General features: G+C 73.2%; 8 protein-coding genes. 6 read left to right on the forward strand and 2 right to left on the reverse strand.

All coding sequences use genetic code 11. The annotated features are described in order from the left end of the window. Window positions 1-35: 35 nt before the first annotated feature. Window positions 36-386, forward strand: coding sequence for a hypothetical protein (locus AB0M67_RS39450; protein ID WP_365752775.1), 351 nt, complete (start codon window positions 36-38; stop codon window positions 384-386). A gap of 56 nt (window positions 387-442) precedes the next feature. Here AB0M67_RS39450 and AB0M67_RS39455 read toward each other — a convergent pair whose 3' ends face one another. Beyond that, complete coding sequence (locus tag AB0M67_RS39455) at window positions 443-1,165, reverse strand: VOC family protein (RefSeq protein ID WP_365752777.1); 723 nt, start codon at window positions 1,163-1,165, stop codon at window positions 443-445. Between the two features lie 203 nt (window positions 1,166-1,368). Here AB0M67_RS39455 and AB0M67_RS39460 point away from each other — a divergent pair, with 203 nt between their 5' ends. Both AB0M67_RS39460 and AB0M67_RS39465 read left to right on the forward strand, forming a co-directional pair. Beyond that, window positions 1,369-2,277 carry an aminoglycoside phosphotransferase family protein gene (locus AB0M67_RS39460; protein WP_365752778.1) on the forward strand — a complete coding sequence of 303 codons (909 nt, stop codon included), beginning with the start codon at window positions 1,369-1,371 and terminating at the stop codon, window positions 2,275-2,277. Between the two features lie 200 nt (window positions 2,278-2,477). Continuing rightward, window positions 2,478-10,793 (forward strand): type I polyketide synthase, encoded by an 8,316-nt coding sequence (locus tag AB0M67_RS39465; protein ID WP_365752780.1) that lies wholly within the window; start codon window positions 2,478-2,480, stop codon window positions 10,791-10,793. Between the two features lie 15 nt (window positions 10,794-10,808). On the opposite strand, the gene AB0M67_RS39470 is transcribed toward AB0M67_RS39465, so the two are convergent. Next, window positions 10,809-11,432, reverse strand: a complete 624-nt coding sequence (locus AB0M67_RS39470; RefSeq protein ID WP_365752782.1) for a TetR family transcriptional regulator — start codon at window positions 11,430-11,432, stop codon at window positions 10,809-10,811. A 181-nt stretch (window positions 11,433-11,613) separates the two neighbouring features. Between AB0M67_RS39470 and AB0M67_RS39475 the strand changes: the two genes are divergently transcribed. The 3 genes from AB0M67_RS39475 (at window position 11,614) to AB0M67_RS39485 (ending at window position 14,543) form a co-directional block, all read left to right on the forward strand. Further along, the gene (locus AB0M67_RS39475; protein ID WP_365752784.1) at window positions 11,614-12,861 is read left to right on the forward strand and encodes a cytochrome P450; all 1,248 of its coding nucleotides are present in this window, start codon (window positions 11,614-11,616) and stop codon (window positions 12,859-12,861) included. Further along, the gene (locus tag AB0M67_RS39480; RefSeq protein ID WP_365752785.1) at window positions 12,861-13,058 is read left to right on the forward strand and encodes a ferredoxin; all 198 of its coding nucleotides are present in this window, start codon (window positions 12,861-12,863) and stop codon (window positions 13,056-13,058) included. The genes AB0M67_RS39475 and AB0M67_RS39480 overlap by 1 nt, the downstream gene beginning before the upstream one ends. Before the next feature lie 246 nt (window positions 13,059-13,304). Then, on the forward strand, window positions 13,305-14,543 hold the full coding sequence (locus AB0M67_RS39485) for an MFS transporter (protein WP_365752786.1): 1,239 nt from the start codon (window positions 13,305-13,307) through the stop codon (window positions 14,541-14,543). Window positions 14,544-14,634 lie beyond the last annotated feature (91 nt).

A 14,634-nucleotide genomic window follows, 5' to 3' on the forward strand; every position in this document is an offset into this window, starting at 1 on the left:
CTGGACGGCCGGGTGTCGGCGTCGGATTCGGCTCGTTGAGTGACACCACGCTGATCCAGTTGCCGGGCGACCTCGCGGGCAAGAACGCCCGGGAGAGTGGGGGCGGCGACCTCGTCATCCGCACCACCACGCAGACCTCCGGCGTTCCACGCATCTGCTGCTACCCCGGCTACGACCTGCGCAGGCTCCTCGAACTACCTGATCAACCGGCCGCCACCGACGGCGGGCCCGAGGAGCGCGTTCGCTGCGACAGCGACGGGCATCGGGTCAGGGAGCCTCAGCTCGGCCACCCGCGCGTCCGGTTTCTTGGCCAACTCCACCTCCAGCTTCGCGAACTGTTTCTCGCTCAGCCTCCTGCCCCCTCAGGCAGGTGGACTGCTGTGTGACCGTGCGTTTCACGGGCGGACGCCTATGACGCACGGCCCGCCCGACGCCAGCCCCGCTACCCGGGCTTCCGTACGGAGAACTCGTTGCCGTCGGGGTCGAGCATCCTCGCCCCGCCGCCGTGGCCCTCGCTGGTGTCCGTGCGCGTCGCGCCGAGTGAGGTCAGGCGGTCGACCTCCGCCTCCCAGTCCGCGTCGGCGGGGAGCGCCAGTTCGAAGTGCAGCCTGTTCGGGCCCTTCTTCGGTGCCACCGGAGGACCGCCCCACGTGATCTTCGTACCGCCGTTCGGCGATTGGATCGCGGTCTCCTGGTCCTGGTCCCAGACCAGCGGCCATCGCAGCGCCTCGCTCCAGAAGTATCCGACCCGCTGTGTACCGTCGCAGGCCAGTGCTCCGATGAAGCCGGTGTCGGCGAGGAACTGGTTGCCCGCCTCGATGACGCAGAACTCGTTGCCGTCCGGATCGGCGAGCACCACGTGCCCCTCTTCCGGGAGTTGGCCCACGTCGATGTGTTTCCCGCCGAATTGCAGCGCCCTGGCCACCGTCTGCTGCTGATCCTCCGGTGAGGCGCTCGTCAGGTCGAAGTGTGCCCGGTTCTGGCCGGTCTTCGGCTCCTGGCTCGGCAGGAAACGGATGCGGAAACCGGCGGTATCAGGGGGCAGGATCGCGATGTCGTCATCCGGTCCGTCGGCCGGCTCCCAGCCCAGGACTCCGGACCAGAACCGCGCGAGGGCCGACGGCCGGGGCGTATTGAAGCAGATCGCGAACAGTTGACTGGTCATACCCCGTGCGTCTCCGATCCACTGACGGTCGAGGCGGCGCCTCGCACGCTCCCGCGAGCGCAGCTTAGGAGTGGCCGTGCGGCATCCGCATCCGAGTTTCCGTCGCGGGAGCCCGGTGCCCCACACGAGGACGATCGCGCTGGGATGTGCGTCACGCCGGTTATTCCGTTGCCTCATAAGCTCGCACCAGTGATGATCGGCGGATGCTTTCGACTGTTCCCGACGGCCGCGCAGGAATCGACGCGGCCCTGGTTAAGCGGCTGATCACCACGCAGTTCCCGCGATGGGGGCATCTGCCGGTCGTCCCGGTGGCGGTGGACGGCTGGGACAACCGCACCTACCGCCTCGGTGACGACATGACCGTGCGTCTGCCCACCGCCGCCGGCTACGCCCCCGCCGTCGACAAGGAATGTGACTGGTTGCCCCGCCTGGCTCCCTCTCTGCCGGCGGCTGTGCCCACCATCCTGGCCAAGGGGGCCCCGGGCGAGGGATATCCCTACTCCTGGTCGGTACGCCGCTGGCTCCCTGGCGAGACGGCCTCCCCTGAACGCATCGACGACCTGTCCCGGTTCGCCACCGACGTGGCCCGGTTCATTCTCGCCCTGCAGCGCTGCGACGCCACCCACGGCCCCCTGGCGGGGGAACACAGCTTCTACCGAGGCGCGTCACCCGCTCACTACGACGACGAGACACACCGGTGCATCGCCGCTTTGGGCAGTCGCATCGACCAGGGGCGTGCCACCGAGGTCTGGCAGGCCGCACTCGCCGCCGAATGGCGCGGAAAGCCGGTGTGGTTCCACGGCGACTTCGGCAGCAACAACCTGCTCGTCGACGGCGGCAAGCTGTCGGCCGTCATCGACTTCGGCACCTCGGGTGTCGGCGATCCGGCCTGTGACCTCGCCATCGCCTGGACCTTGTTCCGTGAGGACAGCCGTGAGGCGTTCCGCCAAGCGGTCGGACAGGACGACGGCACGTGGGCCAGAGCCAGGGGCTGGGCATTGTGGAAGTCCGCGCTGACGGTGGCCGAGTGCCCGGATCCCCGGGACGAACGGGTCGCCATCCATCTTCGTGTGATCGACGAAGTACTGGCTGACTACGAACGCTTCGCGTAATCGGGCCCAGGCGCCGGCGCCGTCCTTCGCATCCGCGGCGATCGCCTGCCCCTTCCGTGTCTCGTCCGACACACCGAGGTCCGGAGAACGACTCCGGACCCGCCGGACGAGCCGTGTCCGGAGTGCCTGACGTGCCCGAACGCCCGCTGACCCTATAGTCGTTGAGGGTCGGGGGGCCGGGGAGCACACAAGGGGTACGCATGGCGGACGTTCGCGAGGAACTGGTCCGCCCGTTGGCCGAGGCGCTGAGGGCGCACGCTGGACGCACGGGGGAGAGGACCGCCTTCCGGGACGTGCAACGGGAGGTGACCTGGGCGCAGTTGGAGCGCCGGACGGCCCGCCTCGCGGGGCATCTGGCACGACTGGGCGTACAGCGCGGGGACCGGGTGCTGCTCTGTCTGCCCAGCCAGGTGGAAATGGTGGAGAGCTGTCTGGCGGCCCTGCGGACCGGCGCCATCGGAGTGCCACTGGACCCGGGGGCGTCCGACGACGAACTGGCCCATGTCCTCGCCGACAGCGGCGCGGTGGCGGCCATGGCCGAGGCGCCGCTCCTCGAACGGCTGACGCGGCTGGGAGCCGGGCTGCCTCCGCTGCGGGCCAGTGTGGTCGTGGGCCCGGTGGCACCGCCGACCGGGCCGCCCGCGGACGCGGTGCCGTACGAGGAACTCGCCGGGACCGACGCGCCGGAACCGCCGCGCGACGACCTCGGCCTGGACGAGCCGGCGTGGATCCTCTACACCTCCGGCACCACCGGTACACGCAAGGGTGCGGTGACGAGCCAGCGGGCGGCACTGTGGTCGACCGCCGCCGGGTACGCACCGCTCCTCGGCATGTCCGAGCGGGACCGGCTGCTGTGGCCGCTGCCGCTGCACCACGCCTACGCGCAGTCGCTGAGCGTCGTCGCGGTGGTCGCCACCGGCGCGAGCGCCTGCCTCCTGGACCGGGGAGTGGACATCGTGGAGGCTCTGCGGCGGCAGCCTCCCGACGAGCCCTTCACGATGCTGGCCGGGGTCCCGGCCACCTACCACCTGATGGAGAGCGCACTGCGGCGGTCCGGGCCGGTCCCCGGCGGGCTGCGGGTGTGCGTCACCGCCGGAGCACCCTGCCCCGCGGAACTGCGCGCCTCGGTGGAGGAGTTGCTCGGCGCACCGCTGCTGGACGGCTACGGCGCCACCGAGACCAGCGGCAAGATCGCGCTCGCCCGGCCCGGGACACCGGGCCCGGACCGTGTGCCCCGGCCGCTGCCCGGCGTCGATGTCCGGATCGCCCACCCGGTCTCCGCGGAGACCGTCGCGGACGGTGACGAGGGCGAGATCTGGGTGCGGGGCCCCGGTCTGATGACCGGTTACCACAACCGCCCCGAGAGCACGGCGCGGGTCCTGCGGGACGGCTGGTACCGCACCGGCGACCTCGGCCACCGCACATCGGGCGGCGGGCTGCGGGTCACCGGCCGTGTGGGCGACCTGATCATCCGTGGCGGCCAGAACATCAACCCGGTGGAAGTGGAGCAGGTGCTGCTGTCCTGCCCCGGAGTCGCGGAGGCGGTGGTCGTCGGCCGCTCCCATGATGTGCTGGGAGAGGTCCCGGTGGCGTTCGTCGTCCCCGGCCCGCGGGGCATCGACCTCGCCGGACTACGGGCCGCGTGCCGCGAGCGGCTGTCCGCGTTCAAGGTGCCGGACGAGATCAGGGAGAGCGCGCCCCTGCCCCGTACCTCCTCCGGCAAGATCCGACGGACCGTCCTCGCCGCCGAGTTGGCCGAGGCCCTCGCACACGATGACGCGAACATCCGTGCAGGGCTGCGCGCCAGGTTGCTCGCACTGCCCGCCCCGGAGCGGCGCCGTACCGTGCTGCGCCTCGTCCTCGACGCCACCGCCGAGGCGGACGAGGCCCGGGGAACCGAACCCGATCCCGAACAGACCTTCGCCGACCTGGGACTTGGTTCCCTCCAGGGCGTGCTGCTGCGCGATCGGCTCGGGAGGGCCACGGGCCTCGACCTGCCCCCGACCCTGGTCTTCGACCGTCCGACACCGGACGCGGTGGCCGGCTTCCTGCACGACGCGCTGCTCGGCCCCCCGCCCCCGGCGCCCCGCCCGGCCGGTCCCGGCACCAGCGGTGACGCCCCGCCCCCGGCGCCCCGCCCGGCCGGTGCCGGCACCCGCGCCGACGTCCGGCCACCCGACGAGCCGGTGGCCGTCGTCGCGATGGCCTGCCGCTTCCCGGGACCCGTGGACGACGTCCGCACGCCGGAGGAGCTGTGGCGGCTGCTCGCCGACGGAGCGGACGCCACCTCCGCGTTCCCCGCCGACCGGGGCTGGGACCTGACCGCCCTCTACGACCCCGACCCCGACCGGCCGGGCACCTCGGTCACCCGGCGCGGCGGGTTCCTGCGCCGGGCCGCCGACTTCGACGCGGCCTTCTTCGGTATGTCCCCCCGGGAGGCATCGGCCACCGACCCCCAGCAGCGGCTGCTGCTGGAGACCGCCTGGGAGGTCGTGGAACGGGCGGGCATCGCCCCCACCGCCCTGCGCGGCAGCGACACCGGCGTCTTCGTCGGAGTGATGCACGGCGATTACGGCGGCCGTCTGCTGCACCGAGGGGGCCACGCGTACGAGGCCCACCTCGCGCTCGGATCCGCGGGCAGCGTCGCCTCCGGGCGCATCGCCTACACCCTTGGCCTGGAGGGGCCCGCGGTGACCGTGGACACGGCCTGCTCCTCGTCGCTGGTGGCCATGGACTGGGCGGCGCGGGCGCTGCGCTCGGGACAGTGCTCCCTCGCCGTGGCCGGCGGCGCCACCGTCATGGCCAGTCCGGTGCCGTTCGCCGCGTTCAGCAGGCTGCGCGCGCTCTCCCCTGACGGCCGCTGCAAGCCGTTCTCCGCGGCGGCCGACGGAACCGCCTGGGGCGAGGGCGTCGGACTGGTCCTGCTGGAACGGCTCGCCGACGCACGGCGCGACAACCATCCGGTGCTCGCCGTGCTCCGCGGCTCCGCCGTCAACGCGGACGGCGCGTCCAACGGCCTGACCGCGCCCAGCGGACCCGCCCAGGAGCGGCTCATCGGCGACGCCCTGGCCGCCGCCGGGCTCACCCCGGCCGAGATCGACGCCGTGGAGGCGCACGGCACCGGCACCCCGCTCGGCGATCCCATCGAGGCCGGTGCGCTTCTCGCCGCCTACGGGCACGACCGCCCGGCCGACCGGCCCCTGTGGATCGGATCCCTCAAGTCCAACCTCGGACACACCCAGGCCGCGGCCGGTGTCGCCGGGGTCATCAAGACCGTACTGGCGATGCGGCACGGCGTGCTGCCGCGCACGCTGCACCTCGACGAGCCGTCCCCCGCGGTCGACTGGACCTCCGGCGCCGTACGGCCACTGACCCGGGAGCAGCCATGGCGACCTGCCCCCGGGCAGCCGCGCCGCGCGGCGGTGTCGGCCTTCGGTATCGGCGGCACCAACGCCCATGTGATTCTGGAGGAGCCCGTCGTGGAGCGGGGCAGGGACGCGGGGCAGCACGGCGGCGCCCCGGCCGCCCCGCACCCACCGCTCCTGCTGTCCGGCGCCGACGCGGGCGCTCTGCGGGCCCAGGCACGCCGTACGGCCGCGTTCCTCCGGGAGCGGCCCGAACAGCCCCTCGGGGACGTGGCGTTCTCCGCCGCCACCGCGCGCGCCGCGCTCCGGTACCGGGCGGCGGTACCCGCGGACGACCGCGCCGGCCTGCTGAACGGACTGGACCGGATCGCCGCCGGGACGACCGCGGCCGCACCGGTCCGCACCGGCCCTCGGCTGGCCCTGCTCTTCACCGGCCAGGGCGCCGCACGGCCGGGCCTCGGCCGGGAACTGCACGCCGCCTACCCGGTCTTCGCCGACGCCTTCGATACGCTGTGCGACCGGTTCGACGCCGTCGGCGCGGGGGACCGGCCGCTGCGCGAGAGCCTGTGGCCCGAGCCGGGGAAGGACGCGGACGCCTTCGACCGGACCGATGTCGTCCAGGCAGGCCTGTTCGCGTTCGAGGTCGCCCTCTTCCGGCTGCTGGTCTCCTGGGGTGTACGGCCCGACGTCCTGGCCGGACACTCCGTCGGGGAACTGGCCGCGGCGCACGCCGCCGGGATCCTCACCGAGCACGACGCCGTCCATCTGGTCGCCGCTCGGGGACGGTTGATGCAACGCCTTCCGGCCGGCGGCGCCATGGTCGTCCTGGATGCCACCGAGGTGGAGGCGACAACGGAACTCGCGAGGATCCCGGCCGCGGCCGGGCCGGTGGCGGTCGCGGCGGTGAACGGCCCCCGGTCGGTCGTCGTTTCCGGGGCCGAGCGGGCGGTCACGGCGGTCGCGGCACGTTTCGAGGCCCGCGGGCGCCGCACCGAACGCCTGCGGACCAGCCACGCCTTCCACTCGCCGCTGGTCGAACCGGTGCTGGCGGCGTTCGCCCAGGTGGTGTCGCGCGCCACCTTTCACGAGCCCGGCGTCCCGGTCGTCTCGGCCCTCACGGGGCGCCCGGCCACCGGGGACGATCTGCGCTCCCCGGAGTACTGGGTCCGCCACGCCCGTGAGACGGTGCGCTTCGCCGACGCCGTACGCCATCTCGTGGACGAAGCGGGGGTGACCGCTTTCGCCGAGGCCGGCCCCGGTACCCATCTCACCTCGGCCGCGCTGAGCACCGTCGGGGAGCCGGAGGACCGCGTGTTCACCGCGACGACCAGGCCCGGCCAACGGGAACCCGGCACGCTCCTGGCGGCACTCGCCCGGCTGCACGCGCACGGCCTCCCGGTCGACTGGGAAGCGGTCAGGCGGGGACACCCCGGCCCGCCCGCCCGGCAGGTCGACCTGCCCACCTACCCCTTCCAGCGCGAGCGCCACTGGCTGGCCGAGCCCTCCGCCACCGCGGCGGGCCCCGCGGACACGACCGCGCACGCCACCGGGCACCCGGTGCTGACCCCGACGACGAGCCTCCCGGACACGGACCGTGTGCTGAGCACCGGCCATCTGTCGGAGGCCGGGCAGCCGTGGCTGCGCGACCATGTCGTACACGGCCGGGTACTGGTGCCCGCCACCCTTCTCGCCGACCTGGCGCTCCACACCGGCGCGGCTTGCGGCCTGACGGAACTGGAGGAACTGACGCTGCTGCGCCCGCTGCACCTGCCAGGCTCCGGCGGGCGCGTAGAGGTACAGGTGGCGCTCGGCGCGCCGGACCCGGCCGGCCGCAGGACCGTCGACCTGCACGCGCGCCCCGGGGACGGCGGCCCTCTCGGGGCATGGACCCACCACGCCACCGGTCGTCTGGGGCCTTTCGTTGGCGCGTCGGCCGACGGGCCCGGGCCGGCGCATGGCGACGAGGAGTCCTGGCCGCCCCCGGGCGCGGTGCCCGTCGATCTGACCGGAGCCTACGAGCGCCTGGCGGAGGCGGGTCACGAGTACGGCCCGGCGTTCCGCTGCGTGCGCGCGATGTGGCGGCAGGGCGACGACCTGCTGGCCGACGTACGGCTTCCCGAGGAGGCCGTGGCCGAGGCACAGCGTTACGGCCTCCATCCCGCGCTGTTCGACGCCGCCCTGCACGCGTCGCTGCTGCTCCCCGCGGATCCGGGACAGCCCGGTGGGACCGGTCGGCTGCCGTTCGCCTGGCGGGGCGTCAGCCGCCAGGCCGCGGGCGCGACCGCCCTGCGGGTCCGGCTCCGTCACACCGGGGACACCGTCGCGGCGGACCTCACCGACCCGGCCGGGCGGCCGGTGCTGCGGGTGGCGGAACTGACCACCCGCGCGATACCCGGCCCCGACGGCGCGGGCGGGATCCCGCGGCCCGAACCGCTGTACCGGCCGCACTGGACGTCCGCCGCCCCGGCCCGCTCGGCCCCGCCCGCCTGGGAGGTGGGCGCGCCGGACGACCTCGGCCTGGCCGCGACGCTGTCCGGCGCCGGGCGGCCCGTGCCGGCCGCGGGCACAGCCCCGGGCGGCGGCGCGTCCGTCCCCGGGCCGCGGCCCGAGGTGCCCTCCACCGGATCCGCCGCGGCGCCCGCCCCCGTCCTCGTCGTCTCCCTGGCTCCGCCCGGCCCGTCCGCGGGTCCGGTGGCCGGCACGCACGACCTGGTCACGCGGGCCCTGAAGCTGCTGCGCGATCGGCTGCCCGCCCTGGCCCCGGGAAGCCGCCTGGTCCTGGTGACCCGGGGTGCCACCGGCGCGGACCCCGACCTGGCCGCCGCCGCGGTCTGGGGGCTGGCGCGCAGCGCCCAGTCCGAGTACCCCGGCCGACTCACCCTCGTCGACATCGACGGCCACCCGGAGTCGGTGCACCGGCTGCCGGCCGCCCTGGCGACGGGCGAACCCCAACTCGCCGTGCACGAGGGCACGGTGCGCATGCCCCGGCTGACCCGGCCGACGGCCGCCGAGCCCGCCCGCGCGGCCGGGTTCGAGGCGGACGGTACGGTGCTGATCACCGGCGGGACAGGGGCGCTCGGCGCCCTGCTGGCCGGTCATCTGGTGGAGCGTCACGGGGTACGCAGGCTGGTACTCGCCAGCCGCAGCGGCCCGGACGCGCCCGCCGCGCGGCGGCTGCGGGAGCGGATCGAGCGGGCCGGCGGCCGGATCGATGTGGTCGCCTGTGACGCCGCCGACCGCTCCGCGCTGGCCGGGGTGATCTCCACGTGCTCCGTCGGCCTGACCGCCGTGGTGCACGCGGCGGGCGTCCTCGACGACGGTGTGCTGGAGGCCCAGACAGCCGGGCGTGTCGCGGCCGTCCTGCGGCCGAAGGCGGACGCGGCCTGGCACCTGCACGAGCTGACGGAGCAGCTGCCCCTGTCGCGGTTCGTGCTCTTCTCCTCGGCGGCGGGCCTGCTCGGAAACCCCGGCCAGGCCGGCTACGCCGCCGCGAACGCCTTCCTCGACGCCCTCGCGCTGCACCGGACGGCCCGGGGACTGCCCGCGCTCTCGCTGGCGTGGGGGCCGTGGGCGGGAGGCGAGGGGATGGCCGCCCGCACCGGCCGGACGGGTGACGGCGTGGTCCGAGCCGTCACCGCGGCCGAGGGCCTCGCGCTGTTCGACGCCGCCCTGGCGACGGGCGAGCCCGTCCTCGCGCCGCTGCCGCTGGACCCGGCGGCCTCGCGTTCCCGGCGGCCCCTCCCGCCGCCCCTGCGGGACCTGTCCGGTCCGTCCGGCACTCCATCGGGCGCGGACGGGGGCCCAGGTGACGGCGGGGACCCTGGTGAGGGCGGGGGGCCCGGTGACGGTGGAGGAGCCGGTGACGGCAGGGGGCTCGGTGACGGCGGGGGGCCCGGTGATGGCGGGGGAGCCGCCTCCGGTACCGGCCCCGGTCCGGACGAGACGCCGGGCGCGTGGCGCGAACGGCTGGCGCGGCTACCCGTAGCCGACCACGGCCCCGCTCTGCTCGCACTGGTCCGTGAGGCGGTCGCCGACGTACTCGGGCACACCGGCGCGGACGCCGTCACGGCCGACCGCGCCCTCAGCGAACTCGGCCTCGACTCCCTGGCCGCCGTTCAGCTGCGCAACCGGCTGAGCCTGCTCACCGGTCTGGAGCTGCCCCCCACTCTCACCTTCGACCTGCCCACCTGCGACCAGCTGACGGAGCATCTGCTCGCCGAGCTGTCCGCGGCGCCGCCCCATGAGGAGGCGGCCGCCGCCGGGCCGGCGCGTCCCGCGAGAGCCCGGTCCCCCCAGACCCTCGCCTCCCTCTACCGCCGCGTGTGTGCGACGGGTGACGTCGTCTCGGCGATGCATCTGCTGGTGACCGCCTCACTGGCGGTCCCCGGCTTCGGTCCCGAGGATTCCGCCGCGCACGCCCTCGACCCGCTCCACCTGGCCAAGGGAGAGGCCGACCGGCCGCCGCTGGTGTGCTTCCCCGGCTTCTCCCCGGCCCTGGGCAGGCCCTGGTACGCCACGCTCGCCCGCCACTTCGAGGAGGACCGGGACGTGTGGGAGATGCGGCACCCGGGGGTCACCTCGGGCGACGCACCGCCCCGCGACTGGCGGACACTGGTGGACCTGCACACGGCCACCCTGCGCGAGCGGCTGGACGGGCGCCGCCCCGTCCTGGTGGGCTGGTCGATGGGCGGGTGCCCGGCCCACGCGGTCGCCGCGCGACTCGCGGCCACGGGCACTCCGCCCGCCGGACTGATCCTCCTCGACACCTACCACGTCACCCCCGAACGGGAGGCCGAACCGTGGCTGCTCGCCATGCCCGCCCGCACGGCGCTGGCCATGGGAGCGGAGTTCGACACGGCGGTGGACGACATGGCCCTGACCGCGTTCGGCGCGTATACCCGGATGCTCCGGGGGTGGCACCCCGAACCCCCGGACGTGCCCATCCTGCTGGTCCGCGCCGCCGGCCAACCGCCGGAGGCGGACACCCACGGCGGCACCTCCGCCGGACGCGCGGGGCAGGACTCCTGGCCCGGTCCGTGCGACACCGTGGAGGTCCCGGGCGATCACTGGACGATCGTGGAGGAACACGCCGTCACCACGGCCAGGACGGTCCGCACCTGGGTCGACGGGCTCGCGGACCGCACCGGCTGAGTCTTCGAGCCGGCCTCAGTCGGTGGACACGCCCTGGGGCGCCAGAAGGTCGAGGGCTTCCCTGACCAGATCCGGCAACCGCTCCGCCGGCTCGCCCGGGAGGCGCAGCCAGCGCTCTTTCGCGGTCTGTACCGCCGCCCCCACCACGCCGACGACCAGCCGCGGGTACATGGTGGTGTCGGGGTCCACCCCCATGCGTTCGGCAAGCAGACCCGCCAGCCCGTGGCACTGCTCCGTGGTCCGTTCCAGGCTCTTGGCCAGCAGGGGAGGGTTGGCCAAGATCAACCGTTGGACGCGCAGGTAGCGTTCGCCGTCCTCCCCCGAACTGCCGTCGATCACGGCGAGGGTGGCGGCCCGCAGTGCTTCCAGCGGGGATTCCGCGGCCGGACGCGCGGCGAGTTCACGCCGCAGGGCGGCGTGGTCGTCGTCCTCGTACCCCAGGATCACGCCTTCCTTGGAGCCGAAGTAGCGGGTGAGGGTCCGGGGCGAGACGTTCACCACCGCGGCGATGTCCTCCAGGGACGTGGCGTGAAAGCCTTTCCGCTCGTACAGTTCGGTCGCCGCTTCCATCAGCGCCCGGCGCGTGAGCAGCTTCTTCCGTTCCCGCAGTCCCGCCGTCTCCGGGACATCCGTCCTCACGAACAGCCCAGACCTTTCCTGTGGATGACGCGTCGCCGCAACGTACCCCCGGCCGGACTCCGCTGCAACTGATCGGTCCGCCTTCGGTCTTGTGGGTGCGGAGCACAGTCACGAGTGCTAATTTGTCTGACGCGGACATTTTGCATGTCGTGCATCAATGCCCCCAACTGACGGGAATGCCATGGCTGTTTCCCCTCACAGCACCCTCTCCGGCGCCGAGGCCCCGCTTCCGTTGCCGCTTCCACGTGAACAGGAATGCCCCTTCCGTCCGGCGCCGGAGGTCGCCGGATTCAGGACCGACCTCCCGGTGGCCAGAGTCGTGGGCCCCACGGGCATCGAGGCGTGGCTGGTCACTCGCTACGCCGACGTACGCGACGTACTCGGCGATCCCGAGCGGTTCAGCAACCGTTCGGGACAGGCGGGCCACGTCCTGGCCGACATGCCGCCCGACGCGCCTGTGGCGGAGGGCGCGTTCTCCCGGATGGACGGGGCCGAGCATCTGCGGTTCCGCCGGATCCTGGGGCCCGAACTCTCCATGATCAAGCGCATCGAACGGCTGCGCCCCACAGTGCAGCGGATCGTGGACGAACGGCTGGACGCGCTCGGCGAGTCGGCCCCGCCGGTGGACCTCTACCAGCAGTTCGCCGTACCGCTCACCTCCACCGTCATCGCCGAACTGCTCGGAGTCCCCGCCACCGACCACTCGCTGTTCCAGAAGGCAGGGGCCGCGCTGTTCACCGCGACCGCAGACCCGGAGGAGAAAGCCGCCGCGTTCGAGGCGCTCTTCGACTACCTGCACATCCTCGTGCGCCGGCGGCGGGATGAGCCCGGTGGTGACATCCTCAGCAATCTGATCGAACGGGGCGACCGTAGTGACCGGCCGTTCACCGACACCGAGTTGGTCGCGACGGCGGCGGGTCTGCTCGTCGCGGGCTTCGACACCACGGCCAGCATGATCAGTTACGGTGTGCTGGCACTCCTGCACCACCCCGACCAGCTCACGGCCCTGCGAAACGACCCCGGGCTGGTGCCGGGTGCGGTGGAGGAGCTGGTGCGGTTCCTCGGCGTCGGGGTGGGCATCATGCGGGAGGTCACCCGCGACACCGAGATCGGCGGGCGGCCCGTTCTGGCAGGCGATTTCGTCATCGCCGCCATCCAGTCCGCCAATCACGACCCGGAGCAGTTCCCGGGGGCCGACCGGCTCGACGTGACCCGTGAGGCAGGCAGGCACATCGGATTCGGCCATGGCCCGCACCAGTGCGCCGGCCAGCAGCTGGCTCGACTCGAACTGAGAACGGTGCTCGAAACACTGCTGCGCCGGATACCCAGCCTGCGTCTGGCCGTTCCGTTCGAGCAGATCGAGTTCAAGACCGACACCGTGGTGACCGGGCCCGCCGCGCTCCCGGTCACCTGGGACGAGGTGCTCTGATGCGTGTTCACACCGACACCGGGAAGTGTGTGGCGGCGGGAGTCTGTGTGCTCGCCGCCCCTGACGTGTTCGACCAGGACGACGACGGCCTGGTCGTCGTACTCGACGACAGCCCCCCGTCCGAGCGGCGAGAGGTGGTACTCGACGCGGCAGCCCGCTGTCCGGCGGCCGTGATCCACCTGACCGCGGACGCGTGAGGACGGTCCGGTCGGGCGTTCCGCAGAGAGTCTCATTTCCCTCGGCGACGGCCGAACAGGGCGGCGCTCCGCTCTGTTCGGCCGTCGCGGGAAGCAGCGGTGATCCGTCCGGAGGCGTGGAATCGCCGTGCCGATAACAAACAAGGATCCTGATCTAAAGGCAGTCTTATGAACATCGTTGATGTCCTGACTGTTCATAGATATGGTGTGTGACCTCTTGTGCTTGATCTGCCCGGGGGGCCTGCCTTGTCACGAGCACTCGCCGCCGACGGCGTCGCGGCCACTCCGTCCGCGGTGCGCGCGGTGTGGAACTCGCCCCTCTACCGCGGGGCGACCCTCGCGCTGTTCCTGTCCGGGCTGGGTGCTTCGGCCGCCGCCCCGCAGATCACCCTGTTCCTCGTGGACGAGCTCCACGTCTCGTTGACCACGGCCGGTCTGTACTACCTCACGAGCATCACCGCCCCGGTCGCCGGATACCTCATCGGCGCACGCTCGGACCGTACGGGGAGACGGCTCGGGCTCTTCCGGCTGTGCGCCCTGATGGGATTCCTCGGCTGGTCCGCCATGGCCCTGTCGGACCAGGTGTGGATGCCGTTCGCGATCGGCACCGTGGTCCTGGCCTTCTCCGGTGCGGCCGGATCACAGTTGTTCGCCGCGGTGCACGACGACTTGCAGGCGACCGCCAGCCCCGTCGGTGACGGGATCGTCTCGATCGTGCGCATGGCGCTGACGGCCGGCTGGATCGTGGGCCCGGTCGCAGGCGCGCTGCTGGCCGCCGCCGCCGGACCGCGCGCGATGTTCGTGGCCACCGGACTGTGCACCCTCGCGCAGATCGTCCCCATGGGCATGAGGAGCACCCGCTCGGCACGCCCTGACACCACGAGCACGGCCACACCACAGCCGCCGGCCGAGCGCCCGGGCACGCGCGCCATGCTGCCCCTGCTGGCCTTCACCGGGCTGTATGTGCTCGTCTACGCGGGAGAGCCGATCAAGTACGGCTACTTGACGCTCTACATGCACAACGACATGCACCTGCCGACGGCGGTCAGTGGCGCGGTGATCGGCATCCAGCCCTTCGTGGAACTGATCCTGATGCCGGTGGCCGTGATCGTCGCACGCCGGATCGGCATGATGCGCCTGATGGTCTTCGCCGCCGCCTTCGGCGTAGGAGCGAACCTCTGCTTCGCCCTGACCGGCAGCGCGGTCGGCATGTTCGCCGGACAGATACTCATGGGCGGTGTGTGGGGTGTCTTCGCCGCCCTGGGAATCATCGTCGCCCAGCGGCTGTTGCCCGAAGCCGTCGCGACCGCCTCGGCCATCTTCATGAGCTCCACCGCCATCGCCAGCGCCCTCGGCGGGCTGACGGGCAGCCTCGGCGTCGGTCTGTTCGGGCTGCCGCTCGTGTTCCTCGCACCGGCCCTGTACGGCCTTGTGGCGACCGTCGGTATCGCCGTCATGGCCCGCTCCCGGCACGCCGTGGGCTAGGGCGTGTTGCGAAAGTCCCGCCTGCCCGGCGACGCCCGGCACGCACGCTCGCCGCGTTGTCGGATCACCCCAGTACGTCCAGTACTGGGGA

Source organism: Streptomyces sp. NPDC051662 (assembly GCF_040681655.1).
In the GTDB taxonomy this organism is placed as follows: domain Bacteria; phylum Actinomycetota; class Actinomycetes; order Streptomycetales; family Streptomycetaceae; genus Streptomyces.

What these genes read in the sequence shown, in the direction of transcription:
- AB0M67_RS39455 (WP_365752777.1), bottom strand. Translation starts at nt 1,165, where the DNA reads ATGACCAGTCAACTGTTCGCGATCTGCTTCAATACGCCCCGGCCGTCG.
- AB0M67_RS39460 (WP_365752778.1), top strand. Translation starts at nt 1,369, where the DNA reads ATGCTTTCGACTGTTCCCGACGGCCGCGCAGGAATCGACGCGGCCCTG.
- AB0M67_RS39465 (WP_365752780.1), top strand. Translation starts at nt 2,478, where the DNA reads ATGGCGGACGTTCGCGAGGAACTGGTCCGCCCGTTGGCCGAGGCGCTG.
- AB0M67_RS39475 (WP_365752784.1), top strand. Translation starts at nt 11,614, where the DNA reads ATGGCTGTTTCCCCTCACAGCACCCTCTCCGGCGCCGAGGCCCCGCTT.
- AB0M67_RS39480 (WP_365752785.1), top strand. Translation starts at nt 12,861, where the DNA reads ATGCGTGTTCACACCGACACCGGGAAGTGTGTGGCGGCGGGAGTCTGT.